Annotated in this window: 26 protein-coding genes and 1 other RNA gene; 11 read left to right on the forward strand and 16 right to left on the reverse strand. The window is 70.9% G+C overall.

What is annotated here, in order from left to right; translation table 11 throughout:
• Nucleotides 1-4 precede the first annotated feature (4 nt).
• The 7 genes from ETP66_RS09025 to ETP66_RS09055 form a co-directional block, all read right to left on the reverse strand.
• Nucleotides 5-820 carry a CdaR family protein gene (locus tag ETP66_RS09025; RefSeq protein ID WP_130842307.1) on the reverse strand — a complete coding sequence of 272 codons (816 nt, stop codon included), beginning with the start codon at nt 818-820 and terminating at the stop codon, nt 5-7.
• Nucleotides 813-1,538 carry a diadenylate cyclase CdaA gene (gene cdaA / locus ETP66_RS09030; protein WP_130842308.1) on the reverse strand — a complete coding sequence of 242 codons (726 nt, stop codon included), beginning with the start codon at nt 1,536-1,538 and terminating at the stop codon, nt 813-815. The genes ETP66_RS09025 and cdaA overlap by 8 nt, the downstream gene beginning before the upstream one ends.
• A 3-nt stretch (nt 1,539-1,541) precedes the next feature.
• Nucleotides 1,542-2,684, reverse strand: coding sequence for a phosphopentomutase (locus tag ETP66_RS09035; protein WP_130842309.1), 1,143 nt, complete (start codon nt 2,682-2,684; stop codon nt 1,542-1,544).
• The gene (locus ETP66_RS09040; RefSeq protein WP_130842310.1) at nt 2,685-2,936 is read right to left on the reverse strand and encodes a hypothetical protein; all 252 of its coding nucleotides are present in this window, start codon (nt 2,934-2,936) and stop codon (nt 2,685-2,687) included.
• A 9-nt stretch (nt 2,937-2,945) separates the two neighbouring features.
• Nucleotides 2,946-3,917, reverse strand: coding sequence for a cell division protein ZapE (gene zapE, locus ETP66_RS09045; RefSeq protein ID WP_130842311.1), 972 nt, complete (start codon nt 3,915-3,917; stop codon nt 2,946-2,948).
• Nucleotides 3,918-4,302: 385 nt separating this feature from the next.
• Nucleotides 4,303-4,815, reverse strand: a complete 513-nt coding sequence (locus ETP66_RS09050; protein WP_130842312.1) for a DinB family protein — start codon at nt 4,813-4,815, stop codon at nt 4,303-4,305.
• A 60-nt stretch (nt 4,816-4,875) separates the two neighbouring features.
• Entirely contained in the window at nt 4,876-5,970 is a 1,095-nt protein-coding gene (locus ETP66_RS09055; RefSeq protein ID WP_130842313.1) for an E3 binding domain-containing protein, read from the reverse strand.
• Between the two features lie 21 nt (nt 5,971-5,991).
• On the opposite strand from ETP66_RS09055, the gene ETP66_RS09060 reads away from it, so the two are divergent.
• Nucleotides 5,992-7,083 carry an aminopeptidase gene (locus ETP66_RS09060; RefSeq protein WP_130842314.1) on the forward strand — a complete coding sequence of 364 codons (1,092 nt, stop codon included), beginning with the start codon at nt 5,992-5,994 and terminating at the stop codon, nt 7,081-7,083.
• Here ETP66_RS09060 and ETP66_RS09065 read toward each other — a convergent pair.
• Entirely contained in the window at nt 7,080-7,850 is a 771-nt protein-coding gene (locus ETP66_RS09065) for a DUF2705 family protein (protein ID WP_130842315.1), read from the reverse strand. The two genes, ETP66_RS09060 and ETP66_RS09065, sit on opposite strands and share 4 nt — an antisense overlap.
• Nucleotides 7,843-8,748, reverse strand: a complete 906-nt coding sequence (locus ETP66_RS09070) for an ABC transporter ATP-binding protein (protein ID WP_130842316.1) — start codon at nt 8,746-8,748, stop codon at nt 7,843-7,845. Before ETP66_RS09070 ends, ETP66_RS09065 begins: the two co-directional genes overlap by 8 nt.
• 19 nt (nt 8,749-8,767) lie before the next feature.
• Between ETP66_RS09070 and ffs the strand changes: the two genes are divergently transcribed.
• An RNA gene (ffs, locus tag ETP66_RS09075) (signal recognition particle sRNA small type) lies at nt 8,768-8,868 on the forward strand.
• A 56-nt stretch (nt 8,869-8,924) separates the two neighbouring features.
• On the opposite strand, the gene ETP66_RS09080 is transcribed toward ffs, so the two are convergent.
• A complete protein-coding gene (locus ETP66_RS09080) occupies nt 8,925-10,145 on the reverse strand; it encodes a CaiB/BaiF CoA transferase family protein (RefSeq protein ID WP_130842317.1) in 1,221 nt (406 codons plus the stop codon).
• A 105-nt stretch (nt 10,146-10,250) separates the two neighbouring features.
• On the opposite strand from ETP66_RS09080, the gene nrfH reads away from it, so the two are divergent.
• The 3 genes from nrfH (at nt 10,251) to ETP66_RS09095 (ending at nt 13,012) form a co-directional block, all read left to right on the forward strand.
• Nucleotides 10,251-10,712, forward strand: coding sequence for a cytochrome c nitrite reductase small subunit (gene nrfH / locus ETP66_RS09085; protein WP_130842318.1), 462 nt, complete (start codon nt 10,251-10,253; stop codon nt 10,710-10,712).
• Between the two features lie 8 nt (nt 10,713-10,720).
• A complete protein-coding gene (locus ETP66_RS09090; RefSeq protein ID WP_130842319.1) occupies nt 10,721-12,022 on the forward strand; it encodes an ammonia-forming cytochrome c nitrite reductase subunit c552 in 1,302 nt (433 codons plus the stop codon).
• 204 nt (nt 12,023-12,226) lie between these two features.
• Nucleotides 12,227-13,012, forward strand: coding sequence for a carbohydrate ABC transporter permease (locus ETP66_RS09095; RefSeq protein ID WP_130842320.1), 786 nt, complete (start codon nt 12,227-12,229; stop codon nt 13,010-13,012).
• Here the strand turns inward: ETP66_RS09095 and ETP66_RS09100 are convergent.
• The gene (locus ETP66_RS09100; RefSeq protein WP_430731882.1) at nt 13,002-14,249 is read right to left on the reverse strand and encodes a replication-associated recombination protein A; all 1,248 of its coding nucleotides are present in this window, start codon (nt 14,247-14,249) and stop codon (nt 13,002-13,004) included. The two genes, ETP66_RS09095 and ETP66_RS09100, sit on opposite strands and share 11 nt — an antisense overlap.
• A gap of 53 nt (nt 14,250-14,302) precedes the next feature.
• On the opposite strand from ETP66_RS09100, the gene ETP66_RS09105 reads away from it, so the two are divergent.
• Genes ETP66_RS09105 through folE form a run of 5 tightly spaced genes read left to right on the forward strand, consistent with a single transcriptional unit; the run spans nt 14,303 to nt 17,598 of the window.
• Complete coding sequence (locus ETP66_RS09105; protein ID WP_130842322.1) at nt 14,303-14,986, forward strand: hypothetical protein; 684 nt, start codon at nt 14,303-14,305, stop codon at nt 14,984-14,986.
• 48 nt (nt 14,987-15,034) lie between these two features.
• A complete protein-coding gene (locus ETP66_RS09110; protein ID WP_130842323.1) occupies nt 15,035-15,901 on the forward strand; it encodes a DUF1028 domain-containing protein in 867 nt (288 codons plus the stop codon).
• Nucleotides 15,892-16,272, forward strand: a complete 381-nt coding sequence (locus ETP66_RS09115; protein ID WP_130842324.1) for an NUDIX hydrolase — start codon at nt 15,892-15,894, stop codon at nt 16,270-16,272. The genes ETP66_RS09110 and ETP66_RS09115 overlap by 10 nt, the downstream gene beginning before the upstream one ends.
• Nucleotides 16,253-16,945, forward strand: coding sequence for a gamma carbonic anhydrase family protein (locus ETP66_RS09120; RefSeq protein WP_130842325.1), 693 nt, complete (start codon nt 16,253-16,255; stop codon nt 16,943-16,945). The genes ETP66_RS09115 and ETP66_RS09120 overlap by 20 nt, the downstream gene beginning before the upstream one ends.
• Before the next feature lie 38 nt (nt 16,946-16,983).
• Complete coding sequence (folE, locus tag ETP66_RS09125) at nt 16,984-17,598, forward strand: GTP cyclohydrolase I FolE (RefSeq protein ID WP_130842326.1); 615 nt, start codon at nt 16,984-16,986, stop codon at nt 17,596-17,598.
• A gap of 109 nt (nt 17,599-17,707) precedes the next feature.
• Here the strand turns inward: folE and ETP66_RS09130 are convergent, their stop codons facing one another.
• From ETP66_RS09130 to rlmB, 5 genes are read right to left on the reverse strand one after another with little or no spacing between them, the layout of a single operon-like run.
• Nucleotides 17,708-17,923, reverse strand: coding sequence for a DUF2905 family protein (locus tag ETP66_RS09130; RefSeq protein ID WP_130842327.1), 216 nt, complete (start codon nt 17,921-17,923; stop codon nt 17,708-17,710).
• Nucleotides 17,910-18,818, reverse strand: coding sequence for a glucokinase (locus ETP66_RS09135; RefSeq protein ID WP_130842328.1), 909 nt, complete (start codon nt 18,816-18,818; stop codon nt 17,910-17,912). The genes ETP66_RS09130 and ETP66_RS09135 overlap by 14 nt, the downstream gene beginning before the upstream one ends.
• Nucleotides 18,815-19,051, reverse strand: a complete 237-nt coding sequence (locus ETP66_RS09140; protein ID WP_130842329.1) for a putative signal transducing protein — start codon at nt 19,049-19,051, stop codon at nt 18,815-18,817. The genes ETP66_RS09135 and ETP66_RS09140 overlap by 4 nt, the downstream gene beginning before the upstream one ends.
• Nucleotides 19,033-20,106 carry a M20 family metallopeptidase gene (locus ETP66_RS09145; protein WP_130842330.1) on the reverse strand — a complete coding sequence of 358 codons (1,074 nt, stop codon included), beginning with the start codon at nt 20,104-20,106 and terminating at the stop codon, nt 19,033-19,035. Before ETP66_RS09145 ends, ETP66_RS09140 begins: the two co-directional genes overlap by 19 nt.
• A gap of 4 nt (nt 20,107-20,110) precedes the next feature.
• Nucleotides 20,111-20,827, reverse strand: coding sequence for a 23S rRNA (guanosine(2251)-2'-O)-methyltransferase RlmB (gene rlmB / locus ETP66_RS09150; RefSeq protein WP_130842331.1), 717 nt, complete (start codon nt 20,825-20,827; stop codon nt 20,111-20,113).
• 50 nt (nt 20,828-20,877) lie between these two features.
• Here rlmB and ETP66_RS09155 point away from each other — a divergent pair, with 50 nt between their 5' ends.
• Nucleotides 20,878-21,312, forward strand: coding sequence for a universal stress protein (locus tag ETP66_RS09155; protein ID WP_130842332.1), 435 nt, complete (start codon nt 20,878-20,880; stop codon nt 21,310-21,312).
• The last annotated feature ends 1 nt before the right edge of the window (nt 21,313 follow it).

The following is a 21,313-nucleotide window of genomic DNA, read 5'->3' on the forward strand; positions in this document are numbered from 1 at the left end:
CTAGCTATTCTAGCGCAAGGCGCACCCTTCCCCAAACCTGGCCCACCGGCCGGACCCCGGGAGGGAGTTCCAGGAGGAGGGGGCCTTCCACCTCCCCGGGGCGGAAGCCCACCTCGGGCCGGGCCACCACCTCCTCCAGGCCCTCCAGGGCCGCCTTGGGCCCCACCACCTCCACCGTCCTGGGGGCGTAGTCCTGAAGGGTAAACCCCTCCGGGGGCCTGAGGACCAGGGGGAGTTCCCGGCGGAACAGGACCTCCTCCCGGGCCACCACCCGCACCCGGGCGGGGGAGAGCTCCACCCCGGGAAGGGGGCCCAGGGCGCCGAAGGGGGTGAGGGCCACCTCCTCCCCCCCCAGGTCTAGGCCCAGGGCGGTCACCGCCAGCTCCACCTGGCTCCGGGGCCCCCGGGCCTCCACGAAGGCGGGCTCGGTCCGGACCCAGGCCCAAAGGGAGAAGACCTCCACCGGCAGGGCACGGGCCAGGAGGGCCTCGATCCAGCCCTCCACCCGGGCGGGGCGCACCTCCAGCACCTCCACCCCCTGGGGCACGGCCACCCGCACCTCGCGGCTGAAGCTCCCCTCGGCCCCGGAGAGGTCCAGGTAGGCGGAGACGGGCGGGGTGCCCTCCACCAGGGGGGCGGGGCCCCGGAGGCGCAGGAGCACCTCCTCGGGCACCCCTTCCGCGGTCCGCTCCTCCCCCAGGCCCACCACCTGCAGGGGGACGCTCACCGCCCGCTCCACCACCGGGGCCCTTTCCCGAAGGGAGTACCATACGGCGAGGGCCGCCAGGAAGGCCAGGACAAAACCGCCCCACTCACGCACGCAGCACCTCCTTAAGCCGCTGGCGCAGGGCCTCCAGGCCCAAGGGGGGGGAAAGCCTCCCCCCCTCGGCCACCCGGATGGCCCCCGTCTCCTCGCTTACCACCAGGACCAGGGCGTCCGAGACCTCGGAGAGCCCCAAGGCCGCCCGGTGCCGGGTGCCGAGGCCCATGCGGGCCTCGGAGAGGGGAAAAACGCACCCCGCGGCGAAGAGGCGATCCCCCCGGAGGATGGCCCCCCCGTCGTGCAGGGGGGTGCCGGGGTAGAAGACCGTCTCCAGGAGCCGGGCGGAAAGCCTGGCCTCCAGCACCTCCCCGGTGGCGGCGTACTCCCCCAGAGGGGTGCGCCGCTCCAGGGCCAAAAGGGCCCCGTAGCGCTTCTCCGCAAGGCGGCCCAGGCCCAGGAGGAGCTCCTCCAGGGCCAAGGAGGGGGCCCGGGGGCCCTGGGCGCGGCCGATGCGCTCCAAAAGCCCCCGGAGCTCGGGCTGGAAGACCACGATGAGGGCGAAGGCCCCTAAGGTGGCGGCGTTGCCCAGGAGCCAGGCCAGGGTGGAAAGCCCGAGGAGGCTCGCCAGGAACCAGACCAGGAGGTAGACCATAACCCCCCGGACCAGGTTCAGGGCCCGGGTGCCGGCCATGAGCCGCCCCAGGTAGTAGAAGAGGACGGCCACCAGGAGGATGTCCAGGAGGTCGCGCCAGGAGAGGGGCCAGGGGAAGGGCATGGCCTAGAGGAGGCTCTTTCCGGGGCCTTCCCAGGGCAGGCCAAAGGCCCGGGCCCAGGTGGCCCCCAGGTCGGCGAAGCTCTCCCGGGTGCCCAGGTCCCCCTCCACCCCCGGGCCCACCCAGAGGAGCATCCCGTACTCCCGCGTGTGGTCGGTGCCAAAGAAGGTGGGGTCGTTGCCGTGGTCGGAGACCAGGAAGAGGTGGTCCTCGGGACCCAAGGCGGAGAGAAGCTTGGGCAGGAAGGCGTCCACTTCGGAAAGGGCCCGAGCGTAGCCCAAGGGGTCGCGGCGGTGGCCGTATTTGGCGTCGAAGTCCACCAGGTTGGCGAAGACCAAGCCCGAAAAGGGCTCCCCCATGAGGGCCAGGGTCTTCTCCAGGCCGTCGGCGTTGTCCTTGCTCTTCACCTCCCGGGTGAAGCCCCGCCCTGCGTAAATGTCGGGGATCTTCCCCACCCCCACCACCTCGAGGCCCCCCTCCAAGAGCACGTCCAGCACGTTCCTTGGGGGTTCCAGGGCGAAGTCCTTCCTGAGGTCCTCCCGGCGGTAGAAGCCGCCGGGCTCCCCGGCGAAGGGCCGGGCGATGACCCGGGCCACCCGGTGTTCCCCCTTTAGCATCTCCCGGGCCACCTGGCAAAAGCGGTAGAGTTCCTCCAGGGGCACCGCCTCCAGGTGGGCCGCCACCTGGAAGACGCTGTCCGCAGAGGTGTAGACGATGGGGTAGCCGGTCTTCAGGTGGGCCTCGCCGAAGTCCCGGATGGCCTCGGTGCCGGAGTAGGGACGGTTCAAAAGCCACCCCCCCACCCCGACCCGCTCCGCCCAGGCCCGGAGGAGCTCCTCGGGGAAACCCTCGGGGTAGGTGGGAAAGGGACGGTCCAGGTATACCCCCACGAACTCCCAGTGCCCGGTGGTGGTGTCCTTGCCCGGGCTCACCTCCCGCATACGCCCGAAGGCGCCCAGGGGTTTGGGACGGGGCAGGGTGTGGACCCCGGGCACCCAACCGAGGCCCAGGGCCGCCAGGTGGGGCAGCGCCACCCCGGTCTTCAAGACGGTGTGGTCCAGGGTGTCCGCCCCCTCGTCCCCGAAGCGGGGGGCGTCGGGCAGGTAGCCCAGGCCCACCGAGTCCAGGACGACGGCCACCACCTTCATCTAGGAACGGAGCCCCCCCTCTTCCTCCTCTTCCGCCAAGGCGGCGAGCTCCTCCGGGGTCATCTGGGAGATGGCCCGCACCGCCTGGAACTCCTCGATGAGGCCCTGGACCTCCTCCATGGCCTCCTCCAGGGAAAGCTCCCCATCCTGGTACTCGTCCAGGACCTCCTCGATGGCCTCGAGGATCCCCACCGCCGCGCTGGCCTGGGAGAGGGCCTGGGCCAGCTCCGAGAGCCTTTCCGCCAGCTCCATGCCCCCATGCTACCCCAAAAGCTCCGCAAGCCGGGAAAGGGCCCGGCCGTACTTCTTGGCGAAGGCCCCGTGGCGGTAACTCTGGGGAAAAAGCTCCTTCAGGGGCATCCCCGAGGCCCGCAGGGCGAGGCCCTGGTTGTAAAGCTCGTCCAGGAAGTGCACGAAGCGCAGGGCGTCGTTCTGGTCAGGGATGGGGGCTAGCCCCCGCAGGTAGACCGCCTCCAAGCCCTGGAAGAGGTAGCGGTAGCGGATGGGATGGAGGGCACGGAGGTGGGCCAGGAGCTCGGGAAAGGTGTCCAGGGTTTTGGGCCTGGGGTCCTCCCGGTAGAGGGCGAGGAGCTGGGCATCGGCAAGGGGTTCGGGGAACCGGTCCGGGTCGCGGTGGCGGTAGTCCTCCCCCTCGAGGCGCTCCACGGCAAAGCGGCGGGCCAGGGCCTGGATCTGGTGCCGGAACTGCTCCGCGTTGAAGCGCCCCTCCCCCAGGGCCCCGGGCGGGGTGTTGGAGGTGGTGGCCACCCGGAGGCCCCTCTCCATGGTGAGGGCCAGGAAGTGGCTGATCATCTGGGCGTTTCCAGGGTCGTCCAGCTCGAACTCGTCCAGGAAGAGGTAGCGCAAGGAGGCGAAGCGCCTCGCCCCCTCTTTCAAACCCATGAGGCCCAGGGTGTAGGTGAGCTCCTCGAAGGTGAGGAAGGCCTTGGGACCGGGGGCTTCCAGGTAGGCGGCCACCAGGAGGTGGGTCTTCCCCACCCCGAAGCCCCCGTCCAGGTAGATCCCCTGGGGCCCGGGGAGCCTGGGGCGGAGGAGGCCCCGGGGGCGGTCATGCACCCAGCGCCGGAGGCGCTCCTTGGCCAGCGCCTGGGAAGGGTAGCGGGCATCGGGACGGTAGGCGGCGAAGGTGGCCTCCCGGAACCTGGGCGGGGGGGCGAAGCCCTGGAGGAGCCTTTCCAGGTCCACCTCGGGGTAGCGGTCGGCGAGGCGCATGGAGGCATTGTATTAAGTACCCCGTCGCAGCCTAGGCCACGACCGGTTGCTTGGAGCAACCCCTTACGGCTTAGGGCTGGGGCCGCAAGGGGGACTTTGCGAGGCCCTGGGGAAAGCCCCTTTTCCCCCCGGGCCCTTGCCGCCTCCTGCCCCGCAGGCCGGGAAAGACGCCGCCCTGCCACCACGGAGGGATATGGTAGGCCTTTACGGCCTCCCCAGGTGCGGCCCCTTTGCCCCCGTGGACGCCTGCAAGGACGAGGAGGTGGCGAGGAGGAGGGGAGAGCCCCACCGCAGGGGTGGTCCCGGAGTGTGCGGAGGGGAAAGAGGCCATCCGGGGCGTTTTCCCCGCCGCCCCAGACGCCTAGCTGGCCCGCTGCCGGGAGGCTCAGGAAGGCGGACGGGCTCCCTGAAGGGCTCGCAGATGGTGGGCCTCGTGGTGGGCCGCGGCCCGCACCCAGCCTAGGGCGTCAAGCTCCCCGAAAAAGGGGTGAGGGAAGGTGGCGGAACCTTGAGGAGGCACCTGGGCCGCCTCCTCCAGCAGGAAAGCCCGGGCCCTGGCCAAAAGGAGCAAAACCTGCTCCAGGTCCAGACCCCCTCGGGGTCGCACCGCCTCGGGGGCCTGAGGCCTGCCCTCCCGTACCTCCCCGGGGACAAAGGGCACCGGGGGTAAGCTTTCCCCCATAGCGATCCGCCTGAGCCGCCTCAGGACCCGGGCGGTGGTCTCCTCCACCAGGGCGACGTGTTCCGCCACCATAAGGGGAGTCCAGGCCCCTTCCCCCAAGGGAGCGGCCAGCCAGGCGGGGTCGGCTTCCCGAAGGAGCGCCACCAAGCTCCCGCGGCTGCGGGCCAAAGAGGCCAAGGCCTCCTCCCAGGAATCCCGGGTTTCTTGCTGGGCCATGCTCCCAGCATACCCGCCCAGGGGCCTTGCCCCAAGGGGAAGCCCCTACCCCGTGGAGGGTCAGGCCAGCAGGAGGACCGGGTTTTCCAGGTAGAGGGCCACCCGCTCCAGGAGCCTCTGCGCCACGGGTCCCTCGAGGCCGGAGGCGGCGAGGACCCCTTCCGGGGAGAGGAAAAGGCTCGGGCGGCCGGTGTGGACCTCCTCCTCCCCGGCGAAGCAGAGGAGCCCCTCCTCCCCCTCCTCCCCCACCGGGGCGAAGAGGGCCAAAAACCCCCCCCTAGGCCTGAGCCCCCGCACCCCTTCCCCCTCCACCCGGGCCAGAAGGGGCCTCAGGGGGAGTTCCAGCTCGGCCAGGGCCCGCTCCGCGGCCCGGACCAGGAAGGGTAAGGGGGTTTCGGGAACCCCGTGGGCCCGGGCAAAGGCCGCCAAGGCCCCCTCGAGGCCCGCAAGGTCCACCCGCCGCCTCCAGACCCACAAGGCCACGGGCGTGGCCCAGGCGGCCGGGGCCTGCTCGGAGGAGCCTTTTTGGAGGGCCGCCACCAAAGGGGCTTCCCCTTCCGACAAGGCCTCCTCCAAGGGCTGCGGCAAGAGGCTCCCGGCCAGGTCCTCCTCCAAGAAGAGGTCCTCCTCGGACCACTCCTCCTCCGGAAAGGGCCGGGGGGGACCCTCCGCCCCCGGGGCCTCCGAAACCCCCTCCTCGGCCAGCAAGGCCTCCATTTCCTCCGCCAGAGGAGAAGGGGCCCGGGAGCCTTCCTCCTCCAAAGGCCAGGGTTCGGGTGCGGGCTCAGGGGGGAGCTCCTCCGCCAGCAGCAAGGCCTCCTCCTCCAGCTCGAGGTCCTCCAAAAGGGCAGGCTCCAGGTCCAAGGCCTCCTCCGCCTGGGAGGCGGGAGGCTTGGGCAGAAGGTCGGCCAGGTCAACCCCTTCCCTTCCCAGGGCCTCCTGGGCCCGCTTGAGTTCCTCTGCAGGCGGCAGGGGCGGGGGCTCTTCCGGCATGGGGGGGAGGTCTACCTCCCCCGCCATCACCCGGGCCAGGTAGGCCAGGATGTCCCGCTCCACGATGGCGCCGTCCGGGCCCGTGCCCTGAAGCCTACGCCAGTCGATGCCGTTCTCCTCTGCGAGCCGCCGGGCCAGGGGCGTGATCCTGGGTTCTCCCATCTTGGCCCTTATGATAACAGGGTGGAAGCGCGCTTGGCCGAGCTCCTGGCGGGCTACTGCCTGGAAGCCGAGGAGGGCGAGACCGTCTTGGTAGAGGCGGAGACCCCGGCCCTACCCCTTTTACCTCACCTAAAGCGCACCCTCCTGCAACGGGGGGCCTATCCCCTTTTCCGCCTTAGCTACCCCGGGGAAGCACGGGACTTCCTGCGCTTTGCCGGGCGCTGGCTGGAGGAGATCCCGGAGGCTGAGGTGGCCCTTTACCAGAAGGCCGATAAGTTCCTCCGAGTCCTCTCCGCGGAGAACCCCCTGGAGGCCGCCTCCTTGGACCCGGAGCTCACCCTCAGGCACCGGCGGGCCTGGCGGCCCTTGGCCGAGCTTCGCCTCAAGAAGCGCTGGGCCCTCACCCTCTACCCCACGGTGGGCTACGCGGTGGGAGCGGGGATGGACACGGAGGCGTTTCGGGCCCACCTGGAGCGGGCCTTCTTCCTGGACCGCCCTGATCCCGTGGGGGCCTGGCAGGCCCTGGCCCGCTTCCAGGAGGCCCTTATCGCCAGGCTGGCCCAGGGGAAAGAGCTCCGCCTTCTGGCCCCGGGCACGGACCTCCGGCTTTCCGTGGCGGGAAGGATCTGGATCAACTCCGATGGGCGGAGGAACATGCCCTCGGGGGAGGTCTTCACCGGCCCCTTGGAGGAAAGCGCCGAGGGGGAGGTGCGCTTCAACCTCCCCGCCTTCGTAGGAGGGAGGCGGGTGGAGGGGGTTTACCTCCGCTTCCGGGGGGGCGAGGTGGTGGAGGCCCGGGCGGAGGTGGGAGAGGGCTACCTCCTCGCGGCCCTCGCCACCGACCCCGGGGCCCGGCGGCTCGGGGAGGTGGGCATCGGGACCAACTACGGCCTCCAACAGCCCACAGGCCTGGTCCTCCTGGACGAGAAAATGGGGGGCACGGTACACCTGGCCCTGGGCCGAAGCTACCCGGAGACGGGGGGTAGGAACGAGAGCGCCCTGCACTGGGACCTGGTCCTCTCCCTGGAGGAGGGAGCGCTCCTTTTGGACGGCGAACCCCTGGTGCAGGGGGGGCGTTTCGTGGGGCTTCCCGAGCCTTATCCTTTCGCCTAGAGGTCCTTGCGCTCAAAGACGAGGGCCGCCAGGAGGGCGAAGCCCAGGGTGTAGATGAGGAGGAGGGAAAGCCCCAAGCCTGCGGCTTCCGGCCGCAGGTGGAGGTCCAGGTAGGTGGTGAGGAGGAAGGGGGTTAGGGCGGGGAAGGCCACCAGGAGACGCATGAGGAGGAGAGTGGCCACCGCCGCCAGGGCGCTAGCGGTGGTGGCAAGGAAGACGGCGCCGTAGAGGAGGGCCAAGGAGGCGAGGGGCAGAAGCACCGCCCCCGCCAGAAGGTAAGCCCTAAGGAGCTCGGCCAGGGCCGCTCCCGGCTGGAGAAGCCCTGTTCCGGCGAAGCCCCCCGCCCCCAGGCCCGTCCCCCCGAAGAAGGGGCCGAGCCCATGGGGAAGCCCAGCCAGGAGGCCGCCCAAGAAGCTTGCCAAAAGGAGGACGAAGGGGTAGACCAGGGCCGCCAGGAGCTTGGCGAAAAACAGGGCCGCCCGGGGCAGAGGGCGGAGGAGGAGGCCCTTCAGGGTGCCTTGGGCCACCTCGCTCCCCAAGGACTCGCTGGCGGCCATGACCACCAAGAAGGGGAAGAGGAACTCCATCCCGGCCAGGAGGCTTAGGGAAACCACCTGCCAGCCCGAGGCCAGCACCAGGCCGTAGACCTCCTTGAGCCCGGGGGCCAGGGCCCAGAGGAAGGGGAGGAGGAAGGCGAAGAGGAGGCCCAAGGCCACCGAGCGAAGCCGGAAGAGCTTGTAGAGTTCAAAGAGGAGGAGCCTAAGCATGCCGCACCCGCTCCTGGTAGTAGCTCATGAGGTCAAAGCGGTGGGGGTAGAGGGCCCGCACCCGGTACCCTGCCCCCAGAAGGGCCCGTAGGGCCGCCTCCGGGTTTCCCTCAAAGAGGATGGCCCCGCCCTGCAGGCGGGCCGAGACCACCTGGGGCAGGGTCTTGAGGAGGGCCAGGGCCCCTTCCAGGGGCTGGGCCTCGAGGCGGTAGGCCTCCCCCCTGGGGAGGACCACCTCGTCCAGAAGCCTACCCCCTCCCAGGATGCCCACCTTGTGGGCGTAACGGCTCACCTCCTGCAGGTGATGGGTGGAGAGCAGAACGGCCACCCCTTCCCGGGCCAGCTCCTGCAGGAGGCCATGAACCAACTCCACCCCCTCGGGGTCGAGGCCTGAGGTAGGCTCGTCCAGGACCAGGACCTTGGGGCGGTGCAAGAGGGCCGCCGCCAGGCCCAGGCGCTGGCGCTGGCCCAGGGAGTAGCTCCCCACCTTCCGGTCGGCTACCGAGAGGAGCCTCAGCCGGGCCAGGACCCCGGTCAGATGGTCCTCCCCCGGCCGCCTGCCCAGGGAGACGGCCTCTTTGACCCCTGCCAGATAGGCCTGCATCCTAAGGTTCTCCCGCCCGGTAAGGTAGGGGTAGAAGGCGGCTGGAGCCTCCACCACCGCCCCCAGGTGGCGCCGGGCGGCGGGGTTTTTGTGCACGTCCTCCCCCAGGAGGAGGGCCCTTCCCTGCGTGGGAAAAGCCAGGCCGGTGACCAGGCGGATGAGGGTGGTCTTGCCCGAGCCGTTGGGCCCCGCCAAGGCGTAGACCTCCCCCGGGGCCACGGAGAAGCTCACCCCCTCCAGCACCGGCTTGCGGCCATAGCGCTTGCCGATGCCCTCTAGCCTCAGGGCTTCCATGGGTGCTATACTACTCAAGCCCCCGGTCCAGCGCGGCGGTCCGGGCGCGAACCGGGTCAGGTCCGGAAGGAAGCAGCCCTAAGGGCCACGGGTCGGGCGCCGCTGGGCAACCGGGGGCGTTTTCCACAGGGTTATCCACAGGGGCCTGGCGGGACGCGGCCCGGCGGAGAGGGCCTTCAAGAGGGCGCTTTTCCCAGGTCCCCTCTCCCCCTGACCGTGCGGACCGTGCCCTTTTCCACAAGGGCCTGCACCTCCTCCGGGGTGAACCCGGCCTCCCGGAGCACCGCCTCCGAGTGTTCCCCCAAAAGGGGCGGGGGCAGGGTGGGAGCGGCGGGGGTGCGGGAGAGGAAGCGCAAGGGGCTCGCCAGGGTGGGCATAGGCCCCAGGAGGGGATGGCGCAGGGTCCAGACCGCCCCCCGGGCCTCCGCCTGGGGGTCTTGGAAGGCCTCGGCCAGGTTGTTCACGGGGGCGGCGGGCACCCCCGCTTCCTTGAGCCTGTCCAGCCAGTAGGCCCGGGGGCGGGCCTTCAGGACCGCAGAAACCGCTTCCACCACCTCTTCCCGGTTCTCCACCCGCTTTGCGTTTTGCGGGAAGCGCTCCTGCAGCTCGGCAAGCCCCAGCACCTGGCAGAGCCTGCCGAACTGCTCGTCGTTCCCCACGGCCAGGACGAGCCAGCCGTCCGCCGCGGGAAAGACCCCGTAGGGCACGATCTGGGCGTGGGCGTTGCCCAGGCGCCCCGGGGGCTTCCCCGTGAGGAGGTAGCTTTCCCCCAGGTTGGCCAGGGCGAAGAGGCCCACGTCGAAGAGGGAGAGGTCGATGTGCTGGCCCAGGCCGCTTCTTTCCCGTTCCCAAAGGGCGGCGAGCACCGCCACCGCCCCCATCATCCCCGTCATCACGTCGATCCAGGCCACCCCCACCTTCATGGGCGGGCCTTCCGGCTCCCCGGTCACGGACATGATGCCGGTGTAGCCCTGCAAGGCGGCGTCGTACCCCGGTTCCTGGGCCCTCGGGCCCGTGTGGCCGAAGCCGGTGAGGGAGAGGTAGACCAGGCGGGGGTTAAGCTCCCGCAGGCTTTCGTAGTCCAGGCGGTAGCGCTTGAGGTCTCCGGTTTTGAAGTTCTCCACCAGCACATCGGCCCTTTGGGCGAGCTTCCGCACCGCCCCTTGACCCTCGAGGGTCTTGAGGTCCAAGGCGATGCTCCTCTTGCCCCGGTTGACGGCAAGGAAGTAGGCGCTTTCTCCCTTCGCAAAGGGGGGTCCCCAGCCCCGGGTCTCGTCCCCCCAGGGAGGCTCCACCTTGACCACCTCCGCCCCCAGGTCGGCCAGGATCAGGGTGCACAGGGGCCCCGCCAGAACCCGGGAGAGGTCCAGGACCTTGAGGCCGGAAAGGGGTCCCATGGGGGCATCTTAAGTCATCTTGGGGACGAGAGGGGACTTTGTGATGGTCGGGACAAAAAACCCTTGACTCCTTAACGCGCTAGGGTATGCTGCTCTGGGGGTTGTATGCAGGCGCTACAGGGAGGGGTGCTCTGGCTGGCGGGATTGGGGTTCCTGTTAGGGCTTGGCGGCTTTGCGTTTTACCAGGGGCAGGGATGGTCCTACTTCAGCGACCGCCCCGAGGCCTGCGCCAACTGCCACATCATGCGGGACCAGTACGAGTCCTGGCGGCACTCCAGCCATCGCAGCTGGGCGAGTTGTAACGACTGCCATATGCCCCACACCTTCCTGGGCAAGTGGACCACCAAGGCCCTGAGCGGCTTTCAGCACAGCCTAGCCTTCACCACGGGGGACTTCCCCGAACCCATCGTCATCACCCCCCGCAACAAGGCTATCGCCCTGGAAAACTGCGTGGCCTGCCACCGGCCGGTGGTGGCGCAGATGCTCCTCCGGCCTGGGGTCCACGGGCCGGAGGACTGGAACTGCACTGCCTGCCACGGGAACGTGGGGCATCGGGGCCTGAAGTGAGGTGGAGTATGAGGGGAACGGGTTGGATTAGGATTCTGGGTATCCTGGCGGTCTTCCTGGTCCTGGGGGCGGGGGTGGGTTACCTCCTCACCACCATCGTCCAGCGCCAGGCGGAGGCCGAGCAGTACCCCCTGCGCCTGGTGGAGATCGGGGCGCTGGAGGTGGACCCTGCCGTCTGGGGCCGGAACTTCCCTCTGCACTACGACCGCTTCCTGCGCACCCGGGAGGACTACGGCCGCACCGCCTACGGGGGCAGCACCCGCTACGACAAGCTGGAAGCCAAGCCCTTCCGCCGCCTGGCCTGGGCGGGTATGCCCTTTTCCGTAGACTACAAGGAGGACCGGGGGCACTACTGGTCGGGGTACGACGCCTTCCATACCAGGAGGAGTACGGAGTTCAACCAGCCTGGGGCCTGCCTCAACTGCCATACAGGGCTTTTCGTGCAGCTGGTGGCGGAGATGGGCTGGGATCAGCTGAACCGCACCCCCTACAACGAGTTCCGCGAGCGCCTCCAAGCGGCGGGGCACCCCGGGGTGACCTGCGCCGACTGCCACGACCCTAAGACCATGGCCCTGCGCATCACCCGGCCCGCCCTGGAAAACGCCCTGGCCGCCTTGGGCCAGGACTGGCGGCAGGCCTCGAGGCAGGAGATGCGTAGCCTGGTATGCGCCCAGTGCCACGTGGAGTACTACTTCCTGGGCGAGGGCCGAACCGTGACCTTCCCCTGGTCCCGGGGGCTCAGCGTGGAGGCCATCGAAGCGCACTACGACGCCTACGGCTTCAAGGACTGGACCCACGCCATCACCGGGGCCCCTATGATCAAGCACCAGCACCCCGAGTACGAGCTCTACGTGACCAGCGTGCACTACCAGGCCGGGGTGGCCTGCGCCGACTGCCACATGCCCTACATCCGTGTGGGGGGCATGAAGATCTCCGACCACTGGATCCGCAGCCCCCTTACCAGCATCGCCCAAAGCTGCCAGACCTGCCACCGGGTGCCCGAGGCGGAGCTTTTGCAACGGGTGAAGACCATCCAGGACCGCACCCACGAGCTCCTTACCCTGGCGGAAGGAGCCCTGGAGGCGGCCATCCTCACCATCCAGGAGGCCATCGAGGCCGGGGTGTCCGACGAGGCCCTGGAGGAGGCCCGCAGGCTTCACCGCCGGGCCCAGTTCCGCTGGGACTTCATCGATGCCGAAAACAGCAAGGGCTTCCACAGCCCCCAGGAGGCGGCCCGCATCCTGGCCCACGCTGCCGACCTGGCGCGGCAAGCGCAGCTGGCCGCGGAGCGGGCCCTTAGGGGCGAGTGAAACCCCTCTCCGCCGCGCTCTTCGCCTCTCCCCAAACCTGAGGCCGTGCAGGAGCCGTTGGCCGGGACCCCCACGCGGAAGCGGCCCGCGTAGGGGGCCCCGCGAGGGGGGCGGGCCCGCCTCCTTGGGGGCAGGAGGACCCTAGGGCACGAGCCCACCTGCCGGGAAATCCACCCCTGGGGGGTCTTCCCGTATAGTGGGGCCGTGGTTCGGGCCTTGCGGCATCTCTTCGTCTTCCTGGTCCTCCTCTTCGTCCTCCTCCCCTTCCTCTGGATGGCCTACGCCGCCTTCATGCCCAAGGAGGCGGTGTATTCCGGAGAGCTCTTTTCCCGGGTGGGCTTCAGCCTGGAAAGCACCCAGGCCCTCGCCAAGGAGGGGTTTTGGGAGCGGCTCCTCTTCTCCTTGGGGCTTTCCGGAGGGGTAGCCCTCCTCCAGCTCCTCACCGCCCTCCTGGCGGCCTACGCCCTGCGGGCGGGGTTGGGGCTTCTCCCTTTTTACCTGGTGCTCATGGCCGTGCCCGCCGAGCTCCTCCTGGTGCCCCTCTACGGGATCCTCAAGGGGCTTTCCCTCCTGGACACCCTCCTCGCCCTGGTCCTCCCCTTCGCCTCCAGCCCCTTCATCGTCTATTTGGTCTACGGGGCCATGCGGGCTGTGCCCGAGGAGCTCCTGGAGGCGGCCAAGTTGGACGGGGCTGGCCATCGGGTCCTCCTCTTCCGCATCCTCTTCCCCCTGGTGCGGCCCACCCTGGTGGCCGCGGGCGTCCTGGCCTTCGCCGCCCACTGGAACCTGGTCCTCTACCCCCGGGTGGTGGTCTCGGACCCCCGCTTCTGGACCCTGCAGACCTGGCTCACGGACCTGCAGCGCAAGTACCCCACGGACTGGGGCCTGCTTTCCGCCGCCGCCCTCTTCTCCGTGCTGCCCATCGCCCTCCTCTACCTGCTCTTCGAGAGGCGGGTGGTGGCCACCTTCGAGGAAGGGCTCAAGGGCTAGGCTGCCGGAAGCGCTCCCTGAGGGCCCTGAGCCGCTCCCGCACCCTCTCCTCCCAGCCCTCCCCCGTGGCCTCGAAGAGGCGGAGACCCTCCAGACCCTCCGGAAGGTAGGCCTGGGCGAAGCTCCCCTCCTTGTCCTCGTGGTAGTAGGCGTAGCCCCTCCCGTGGCCCAGAGCCTTGGCCAGGCCGGTGGGGGCGTTCCGCAGGTGGAGGGGGACGGGGGCCTCCGGGTGGGCTCTCGCGGCCTCCTGCGCCCTCTGCCAGGCGGCGTAGAGGCTGTGGGACTTGGGGGCCAGGGCCAGGTAGACCGCAGCCTCCACCAGGGCAAGCTCCCCCTCGGGACTCCCCAGGGCCTCGTAGGCCTCCCGGGCGGCCACCGCGAGCCTTAAGGCCAGGGGGTCCGCGAGGCCCACGTCCTCCACCGCCACCCGGAGGAGGCGACGGGCCAGATAGCGGGGGTCGGCCCCGCCCTCCAGGAGCCTCGCCAGGTAGTAGAGGGCCGCATCCACGTGGCTTCCCCGCAGGCTCTTGTGCAGGGCGGAGACCAGGTCGTAGAACCGGTCCCCCTCCCGGTCCATGGCGAAGCGCTCCGAACCCAGGGCCTCCTTCACGCTCCCCTCCTCCACCCGCCCCAAGGCGGCGGCGAGCTCCAGGGTGTTGAGGGCGAAGCGGGCGTCCCCCCCGGCGGCCTGGGCCAGGAGACGGAGGGCCCCTTCCTCGTAGGGGGTGCCGGGGAGGCCCCGAGGGTCCGTCAGGGCCCGCTTCAGGAGGCAGAGGAGGTCCTCCTCGGAGAGGGGCCGCACCGGGAGGAGACGCAAGCGGGAGCGCAGGGCGGGGACGAGCCCGAAGGCAGGGTTCTCCGCGGTGGCTCCGATGAAGGTGAGGAGGCCCGACTCCAGGTGGGGCAGGAGGGCCTCCTGCTGGGCCTTGTTGAAGCGGTGCACCTCGTCCAGGAAGAGGACCAGGCCCCCTTCCCGCCGGGCCCTTTCCACCGCCTGCCGCACCTCCTTGACCCCGGCCTCCACCGCGGAAAGCCGGAGAAAGGGCCTGCCCACCCCCTCGGCCAGGAGGCGGGCCAGGGTGGTCTTGCCCGTGCCCGGGGGGCCGAAGAGGACCATGGAGGAAAGCCGCTTCCCCTCCAGCATCCGCCTGAGGAGCCCCCCCGGCCCCGTGAGGTGGGGCTGGCCCAGGACCTCGTCCAGGGTCCTAGGTCGGAGGCGCTCGGACAGGGGGTCCATCCCCTCTATGCTAAGGCCAAGGTAAGGGCGGGCATGGTAGGCTGGGGGCGAGAATGCGCGGGCTTTTCCTCCTGCCGTGGGGCCTCTTCCTCCTGGGGCTTGCGCCCCTCGTCTTCTTTGAGCCCCTGGGCGCGGCGGACCGGGGCCTGGGCTTCCTCCTGGCTGCCCTGCTCCTCGCGGGGGTGGGAAGCCTCTATTCCCGCTTCCCGGTGGCCTACCGGGTGCAGCTCTTCCTGGTACTGGGGCTGAGCCTGCTGGCCTTCCAACTGGCCCTGGAAAGCGCCCTTTTCCTCACGGGCAGGGAGGTGCCGGGGTACACCCCCCTGGGGGCGGCCCTGGGCGCTTTGGCCTTGGGGGCGGCCTTCTTCCTGGGCACGGGCAAAGAAGCCCCCCTGCTCCCCGCCTTGGAGGGCGTGGGCAGCCGGGAGGACCTCTGGCGCCTGGCGGGGGCCCTGGAAGGGCTCGCCCTCCGGCGCCCCCTGGTCCTGGTCTACCTGGCGGCCTCCGTCCCCCCGGAAAGGCTTGCGGGGGAGTTGCGCCGGGGGGACCTGGCCTTCCAGCTGGAGGGAGGCTACCTCCTGGTCCTCCAGGGGAGCCAGCCCGAGGACGCGGCGGGGCTTTTGCGCCGCCTCCGGGAACGCTTTCCCCTGGCGGCCTACGCCGTGGAGCGCTGGCGGGGAGGGAGCCTGGAGAGGGTGCTCTCCCGCCTCGAGGCCGAAGCCCTCCTGCAGTCTTGAGGGCCCCGCCTTGGCCTGCGCCACAGCGGGGTCCTCTAGGATAAGGGCATGGCGGTAACCACCTTCTCCCTGGTGGCCCGGGACCCCGGGACCGGGGACCTGGGCGTGGCCGTGGCCAGCAAGTTCCTGGCGGTGGGGGCGGTGGTGCCCTTCGCCCGGGCGGGGGTGGGGGCCATCGCCACCCAGTCCTACGCCAACCCCTGCTTCGGCCCCCAGGGCCTGGCCCTCCTCGCCGAGGGGGCCAGTCCGGAAGGGGTCCTGGAGGCCTTCCGCCGCACCGACCCCCTGCTGGAGAGGCGTCAGTTCGGCCTGGTGAGCGCCCGGGGGGAGGCCCTGAGCTTCACCGGCCGGGACTGCCTCCCCTGGGCGGGCGGGCTGGCGGGGGAAGGCTTCGCCGCCCAGGGGAACCTCCTCAGGGGGCCTGAGGTGGTGGAGGCCATGGCGGAGGCCTTCTCGCGGGAGGCGGAAGCCCCCTTCCCGGAGAGGCTCCTCCGCGCCCTGAAGGCCGGGGAGGCCGCAGGGGGGGACAAAAGGGGCCGGCAGTCCGCCGCCCTCCTGGTGGTGGGGGAGGGAAAGGGGTACGGGGGGCTTTGGGACCGCTACATCGATCTGCGGGCCGACGACCACCCCGAGCCCGTGGAGGAGCTTTTCCGCCTCCTCGCCCTCCACCGCCTCCTCTTCGAGCGCCCCCAGGAGAGGCGCCCCCTCAGGGCGGAGGAGGTGCGCTGGTTGCAGAGGGTCCTCAAGGCAAAGGGCCTCTATGGGGGAGAGGCCCACGGGGTCTTCGACCGGGCCACGGAGGAGGCCTTCCTGGCCCTCATCGGCATGGAGAACCTGGAGGAGCGCTACGGGGGGGGGCCGGAGGTGGACGAGGCCACCTTGGAGTACCTCAAGGGGAGGTACGGATGGAGCTAGGGGCGGGAGGGGTGGTCTTCAACGGGAGGCGGGAGGTGCTCCTCCTCCGGGACCGCATGGGCTTCTGGGTCTTCCCCAAGGGGCACCCCGAGCCCGGGGAGGCCCTGGAGAGGGCGGCGGTGCGGGAGGTCCTGGAGGAAACCGGGGTGCGGGCGGAGGTCCTCTTGCCCCTCTTCCCCACCCGGTACGTGAACCCCAGGGGGGTGGAGCGGGAGGTGCACTGGTTTCTCATGCGGGGGGAGGGGGAGCCTGAGCTGGAGGGGGGCATGACCGGGGTGGGATGGTTCGCCCTGGAGGAGGCCCGGGCCCTCCTGGCCTTCCCCGAAGACCTCCGTCTCCTGGAGGTGGCCCTTGCCCGCTTACCGCTTTGAGGACAAGGCCCCCAGGGTCCACCCCACGGCCTTTCTGGCCCCTGGGGCCTACCTGGTGGGGGAGGTGGAGGTGGGGGAGGGGGCCTCGGTCTGGTTTGCCGCTGTGGTGCGGGGGGATCTGGAAAGGGTGGTCATCGGCCCCGGGAGCAACGTACAGGACGGGGCCGTTCTCCACGCAGACCCCGGCTTCCCCTGCCTCTTGGGGCCGGGGGTCACCGTGGGCCACCGGGCGGTAGTCCACGGGGCAGTGGTGGAGGAGGGGGCCCTCATCGGCATGGGGGCGGTAGTCCTCAACGGGGCCCGCATCGGCAAGGGGGCGGTGGTGGGGGCGGGGGCGGTGGTGCCTCCGGGGATGGAGGTACCCGGGGGGATGCTGGCCCTGGGGGTCCCGGCCCGGGTGGTGCGCCCGGCACAGCCCCCGGAAAACGCCCCCCGCTACCGCGCCCTGGCGGACCGCTACCGCCTGGGCCTCCTCCCGGCGGACCTGCCCCGGCGCTACCGCCTCACCCTGCGGGGCCAGGACGCCCTGAACCCCTTTAGCGAGGTGCACCTCCGCCTCAAGCGGGGCCGCAAGGAGGCCTTGGAGGCCCTGCGGCGGGCGGCCCAGGGTTTTCCCCTCCCCGAGGAGGAGGCGGCCTTCCTCCTGGCGGAGGGCCTGGTGCGGCCGGAATGAGGGGGGGGACACATGTCCCTTCCCTTAGGGGAAATACCATGGACCCCAAGATGGTGGAAGTGGAAGAAACCGGTCTCACCTTTGCCACCGAAATGGACCTGGAGCGCCTCCAGCGCCTGGCGGCGGAGTGGCTGGAGGTGATCGGGGAGGACCCCACCCGGGAGGGCCTGGTGAAAACCCCGGAGCGGGTGGCCAAGGCCTGGGCCTTCCTCACCCGGGGCTACCGCCAGGACCTCCAGGAAATCGTCAACGGGGCGGTCTTTCAGGCCGAGGGCAGCGAGATGGTGGTGGTGAAGGGCATCGAGTTCTACTCCCTGTGCGAGCACCACCTCCTGCCCTTCTTCGGCCAGGTCCACGTGGGCTACATCCCGGACGGGAAGATCCTGGGGCTTTCCAAGTTCGCTCGGATCGTGGACATGTTCGCCAGAAGGCTCCAGGTGCAGGAGCGCCTGGCGGTGCAGGTCGCCGAGGCCATCCAGGAGATCTTGGAGCCCCAAGGGGTGGGGGTGGTGGTGGAGGGGGTCCACCTGTGCATGATGATGCGGGGGGTGGAGAAGCAACACTCCCGCACCGTTACCAGCGCCATGCTGGGGGTCTTCCGGGAGAGCCAGAAGACCCGGGAGGAGTTCCTGAGCCACCTCCGGGCGGGCTGATACCGCCCCGCGCGGACTTCGCCCGCACGGGGGCCTGGCCAAGGGGGCAAGGGCGCCCTCAGGCCCCCCCCCAGGGGGCCCCGCTGCCGCACGGGCCACGACGGGGTGCTCAGCGGCGCAGGAAGAGGTTGAGGAGCAGGGTGAGGAGGAGGGAGAGGAGGAGGGCGGAGCCCAAGGGGAGGTAGACCCTGAGGCCCTCCCGCTCGATGCGGATGTCCCCCGGCAGGTGGCCGAACCAGGAGAGGAGCTTGGGGAAGTAGAGGAGCAGCAGGCCGAGGAGGGCCAGGCCCAGGCCCAGGAGGAGGAGGACCTTACCCGCCTCCACCCCCCACCTCCAGGTAGGCGGCGAGGGCCGCCCCCAGCAGCCCCGCATCCCCCCCCAGAAGGGCCCGGCGCAGGGGAGGCGCCTCCCAGCCCGCCAGGTAGTGCCGGTAGGCCTCCTCCAGGGCCTCCCAATAGGCCTGGGGGGCGTTCAGGGCCAGGCCCCCGCCCACCACCACCGCCCCGGGATCGAAGGCCTTCACCAGGCTGGCGAGGCCGAGGCCCACGTAGCGGGCCCCCTGGAGGAGGATGCGCTCCGCCTTGGCCTCCCCTTCCCGGAAGAGCTGGAAGAGGGCCTTGGTGTCCACGGGGCGGCCGTAGGCGTAGCCCGCCTCCCGCTCCAGGGCCCGCCCCGCGGCCAGGGCCTCGAGGCACCCCTCCAGCCCGCAGCCGCACACCGGCCCCCCGGGGAGGAGGGTGAGGTGGCCGAGCTCCCCCCCCTGGCCCCGTTCCCCCCGGAGCACCCGCCCCCCCAGGACCACGCCCCCCCCGATCCCCGTGGACACGGTGAGGAAGAGGGAGCTTGCCTCCCCCCGGGCCGCCCCCAGGTGGTGCTCCGCCAGGGCGGCGGCGTTGGCATCGTTCTCCAGGTAAACAGGCCGCCCCGTGGTCCTTTCCAGAAGGTGGCGGATGGGGAAGTTCACCAGGCCGGGGATGTTGGGGGTGAAGCGGATGACCCCTTCCCGGAAGTCCAGGGGACCGGGGGTGCCGAGGCCGATGGCCTCGCCCCGCACCCCCGCCTCCGCCTCCGCCCGGGCCACCGCCCCCGCCAGGGCCCCCACCACCCCCTCCCCCCCCTCCTTGGGGGTGGGGAGGACCACCCGGGAAAGGAGCCTTTCCCCGTCGAAGACCCCGGCGGCGATCTTGGTCCCCCCCAGGTCCAGGCCCACCACCCTCATGGGACCCCCTCCTCCAAAATGGCCTCCGCCTCCCCCAAAAGGGCCTCGGGCACCCACAGATTCACGTCCCCCATGTAGGTGCCTAAGGCGGCCTCGGGGAGGCCGGCGAAGGGGGTCTCCAGGAGCACGGGGATGCCCGCGGCCTCCAGCCTGGCCCTCATCCCCTCGGCCACGGGCCTGGGGGCGGTGAGGAGCTTGCGGTAGGGGGTTCCTCCTAGCGTGCGGCGCTCCATAGGGCCTCCACCAGAAGGGCGTAGTCCCGGGCCGCGGCCTCCACCTCGGCCAGGGGGATGTGTTCCTTGGGGGTGTGGGCCAGGGCGGGGTCCCCGGGGCCATAGCCCAGGACCGGGGCCCTGGCCCCCAGGTAGGGGGCGTCGGTGGTGAAGGGCCAAAGCCCCGCCTCCCCCTGGCCGAGGGCCCTCTGGGCGGCCTGGAGGAGGGGGTGGTCCTGCAGCAGGCGGTAGGGAGGCCAGAGGGCGGGGATCGCCATCCGCACCTCTCCCGAGGCCCTTTCCTCCTCGGGGACATAGACCGAGGCAGGGCCCAGGGCCTTGAGCCTCTCCAGGAGGGCCTCCAGGTCCGCCTCGGGCTCGTAGCGCACGTCCAGGTAGAGGCGCACCACCCCCGGGGTCTGGTTCCGGGCCCCGGGATAGGCCTCCACCCGGGTGGGGGTGAGCTTGAGGCCCGGGCCCACGGGGAGTTCCCTCAGGGCCAGGAGGTATTCCGCCAGGTCGAAGAGGGGGTTTTCCGGTCCGGCGATGGCCGCGTGGGCCTCCTCCCCCTCGAAGTCCGCCCAGACCTCCGCCCGGCCCCGGTGGCCCCGCATGAGCCTCCTTCCCGAGGGCTCCCCCAGGATAAAGGCCAGAGGGGAAAGCCTTCCCGCGGCGTGGCGGCTCCCCAATCCCCCCACCTCCTCCTGCACCGCGGCCAGGAAGCGCACCCGCCCCCGCAAGGGCCTCTGGGCGAGGGCCTCCAGGGCCAGGAGCATGGCCACCAGGGGGCCTTTCATGTCCACCGCCCCCCGGCCCCAGACCGCCCCCCCGGCCACCGCCCCCTGGGGGTGGGGCCAGCGCCCCGGGTCCCCGGCGGGCACCACGTCCAGGTGCCCGGCCAGGACCACCTCGGGCTCCTCCTCCCCCAGAAGGGCCTCCACGTTCCCCGCCTCGTCCAGGCGCGCCGGAAGGCCCAGGCCCTTCAGGGCCTCCAGCAGGAGACCTGCCGCCTCCCCCTCCTGCCCGGGGAGGCTTTCCGCCTGGAGGAGGCGGGAGAGGAGCCGGACCCAGTCCACGCCTCTATCCTACACCCCGGCCCAGGCGAGCGGCGTAAAGGGCGATCCCCAGGGCCACGGAGGCGTTCAGGGACTCGGCCTCGGGCCGGATGGGGATGCGGAAGCGCTCGTCGCAGGCCTCCCGCACCAGCCGGCGCATCCCCTCCCCCTCCGAGCCCACCACCAGGGCCAGGGGGCGGCGGAAGTCCAGCTCCCCGGGGGTTTTCTCTCCGAGGGGGTCCAGGCCGTAGACCCAAAGCCCCCGCCCCTTCACCTCCCCCAGGGCCCGGGAAAGGTTTTTCACCCGCACCAGGGGGAGCTTGAGGGCGGCCCCGGCGCTGGCCTTCAGGGCCAGGGGGGAGAGGGGGGCGCTCCTGCGCTCCTCCGCCACCACCCCGTGGGCCCCCAGGGCCAGGGCGCTCCTTATCATGGCCCCGTAGTTCCTGGGGTCGGTGATCCCGTCCAGGAAGACCAAAAGGGGCATCTCCTTCCGCGCCTCGGCCAGGCGGAAGGCCTCCTCCAGGGAGGCGGGGCGGACCTCCTCCACCTCCGCCGCCAGACCCTGGTGGCGGGTGGTCTTGAGGAGGGCGTCCAGCTCGATGCGGGGCACCAGGGTGTACTCGGCCCCTAGGCGGGTGAGCTCCCTTAGGAGCCAGCCCTCCACCCCTCGCGCCACCAGGACCCGCCGCGCCCGGCCCTCCTTGAGGGCCTCGAGGACCGGGTTCCTCCCGTAGATCCACATGACCCGAGTCTACGGGAGGCTCCGGTATGATGGGGGGCGAAGGAGGCGCTATGTACAAGGCCATCCTCATGCCCACGGACGGAAGCCCTTGCAGCTTCCAGGCCCTCGAGCACGGCCTCGGGCTGGCCCGGGCCCTCTCCGCCAGGGTCCACTTCCTCTACGTGCTGGAGAACCCGGCCCAGGCCATCTGGATCGCCCCCGAGAGCGTGCCCTATGGCCTTGAACTCCTGGAGGACCTGAAGAAGGCCGGGGAGGAGGCCATCGCCAAGGCCCTCTCCCTGGCCCAGGAGAGGGGAGTGGAGGCCACAGGGGAGGTCAAGGAGGGGGTGCCCGTGCCCACCATCGTGGAGGCGGCCAAGGGGTTCGACCTCCTGGTCATGGGCACCCACGGGCGCACGGGCCTGGACAAGCTTCTCCTGGGCTCGGTGACCGAGGGGGTGCTTCACCGGGTGAGCATTCCCGTCCTGGTGGTGCGCTGCCGCTAAG

Source organism: Thermus thermamylovorans (genome assembly GCF_004307015.1).
GTDB lineage: Bacteria > Deinococcota > Deinococci > Deinococcales > Thermaceae > Thermus > Thermus thermamylovorans.

Bases quoted from the DNA above. Each gene is read 5' to 3' on its own strand.
- ETP66_RS09050 (WP_130842312.1), bottom strand. From the start codon at position 4,815: ATGGCCCAGCAAGAAACCCGGGATTCCTGGGAGGAGGCCTTGGCCTCT.
- cdaA (WP_130842308.1), bottom strand. From the start codon at position 1,538: ATGCCCTTCCCCTGGCCCCTCTCCTGGCGCGACCTCCTGGACATCCTC.
- ETP66_RS09065 (WP_130842315.1), bottom strand. From the start codon at position 7,850: ATGCTTAGGCTCCTCCTCTTTGAACTCTACAAGCTCTTCCGGCTTCGC.
- nrfH (WP_130842318.1), top strand. From the start codon at position 10,251: ATGCAGGCGCTACAGGGAGGGGTGCTCTGGCTGGCGGGATTGGGGTTC.
- ETP66_RS09105 (WP_130842322.1), top strand. From the start codon at position 14,303: ATGCGCGGGCTTTTCCTCCTGCCGTGGGGCCTCTTCCTCCTGGGGCTT.
- ETP66_RS09040 (WP_130842310.1), bottom strand. From the start codon at position 2,936: ATGGAGCTGGCGGAAAGGCTCTCGGAGCTGGCCCAGGCCCTCTCCCAG.
- ETP66_RS09155 (WP_130842332.1), top strand. From the start codon at position 20,878: ATGTACAAGGCCATCCTCATGCCCACGGACGGAAGCCCTTGCAGCTTC.
- ETP66_RS09070 (WP_130842316.1), bottom strand. From the start codon at position 8,748: ATGGAAGCCCTGAGGCTAGAGGGCATCGGCAAGCGCTATGGCCGCAAG.
- ETP66_RS09100 (WP_430731882.1), bottom strand. From the start codon at position 14,249: ATGGACCCCCTGTCCGAGCGCCTCCGACCTAGGACCCTGGACGAGGTC.
- ETP66_RS09090 (WP_130842319.1), top strand. From the start codon at position 10,721: ATGAGGGGAACGGGTTGGATTAGGATTCTGGGTATCCTGGCGGTCTTC.
- ETP66_RS09115 (WP_130842324.1), top strand. From the start codon at position 15,892: ATGGAGCTAGGGGCGGGAGGGGTGGTCTTCAACGGGAGGCGGGAGGTG.
- ETP66_RS09140 (WP_130842329.1), bottom strand. From the start codon at position 19,051: ATGGAGCGCCGCACGCTAGGAGGAACCCCCTACCGCAAGCTCCTCACC.
- ETP66_RS09135 (WP_130842328.1), bottom strand. From the start codon at position 18,818: ATGAGGGTGGTGGGCCTGGACCTGGGGGGGACCAAGATCGCCGCCGGG.
- zapE (WP_130842311.1), bottom strand. From the start codon at position 3,917: ATGCGCCTCGCCGACCGCTACCCCGAGGTGGACCTGGAAAGGCTCCTC.
- ETP66_RS09055 (WP_130842313.1), bottom strand. From the start codon at position 5,970: ATGGGAGAACCCAGGATCACGCCCCTGGCCCGGCGGCTCGCAGAGGAG.
- rlmB (WP_130842331.1), bottom strand. From the start codon at position 20,827: ATGTGGATCTACGGGAGGAACCCGGTCCTCGAGGCCCTCAAGGAGGGC.
- folE (WP_130842326.1), top strand. From the start codon at position 16,984: ATGGACCCCAAGATGGTGGAAGTGGAAGAAACCGGTCTCACCTTTGCC.
- ETP66_RS09080 (WP_130842317.1), bottom strand. From the start codon at position 10,145: ATGGGACCCCTTTCCGGCCTCAAGGTCCTGGACCTCTCCCGGGTTCTG.
- ETP66_RS09035 (WP_130842309.1), bottom strand. From the start codon at position 2,684: ATGAAGGTGGTGGCCGTCGTCCTGGACTCGGTGGGCCTGGGCTACCTG.
- ETP66_RS09110 (WP_130842323.1), top strand. From the start codon at position 15,035: ATGGCGGTAACCACCTTCTCCCTGGTGGCCCGGGACCCCGGGACCGGG.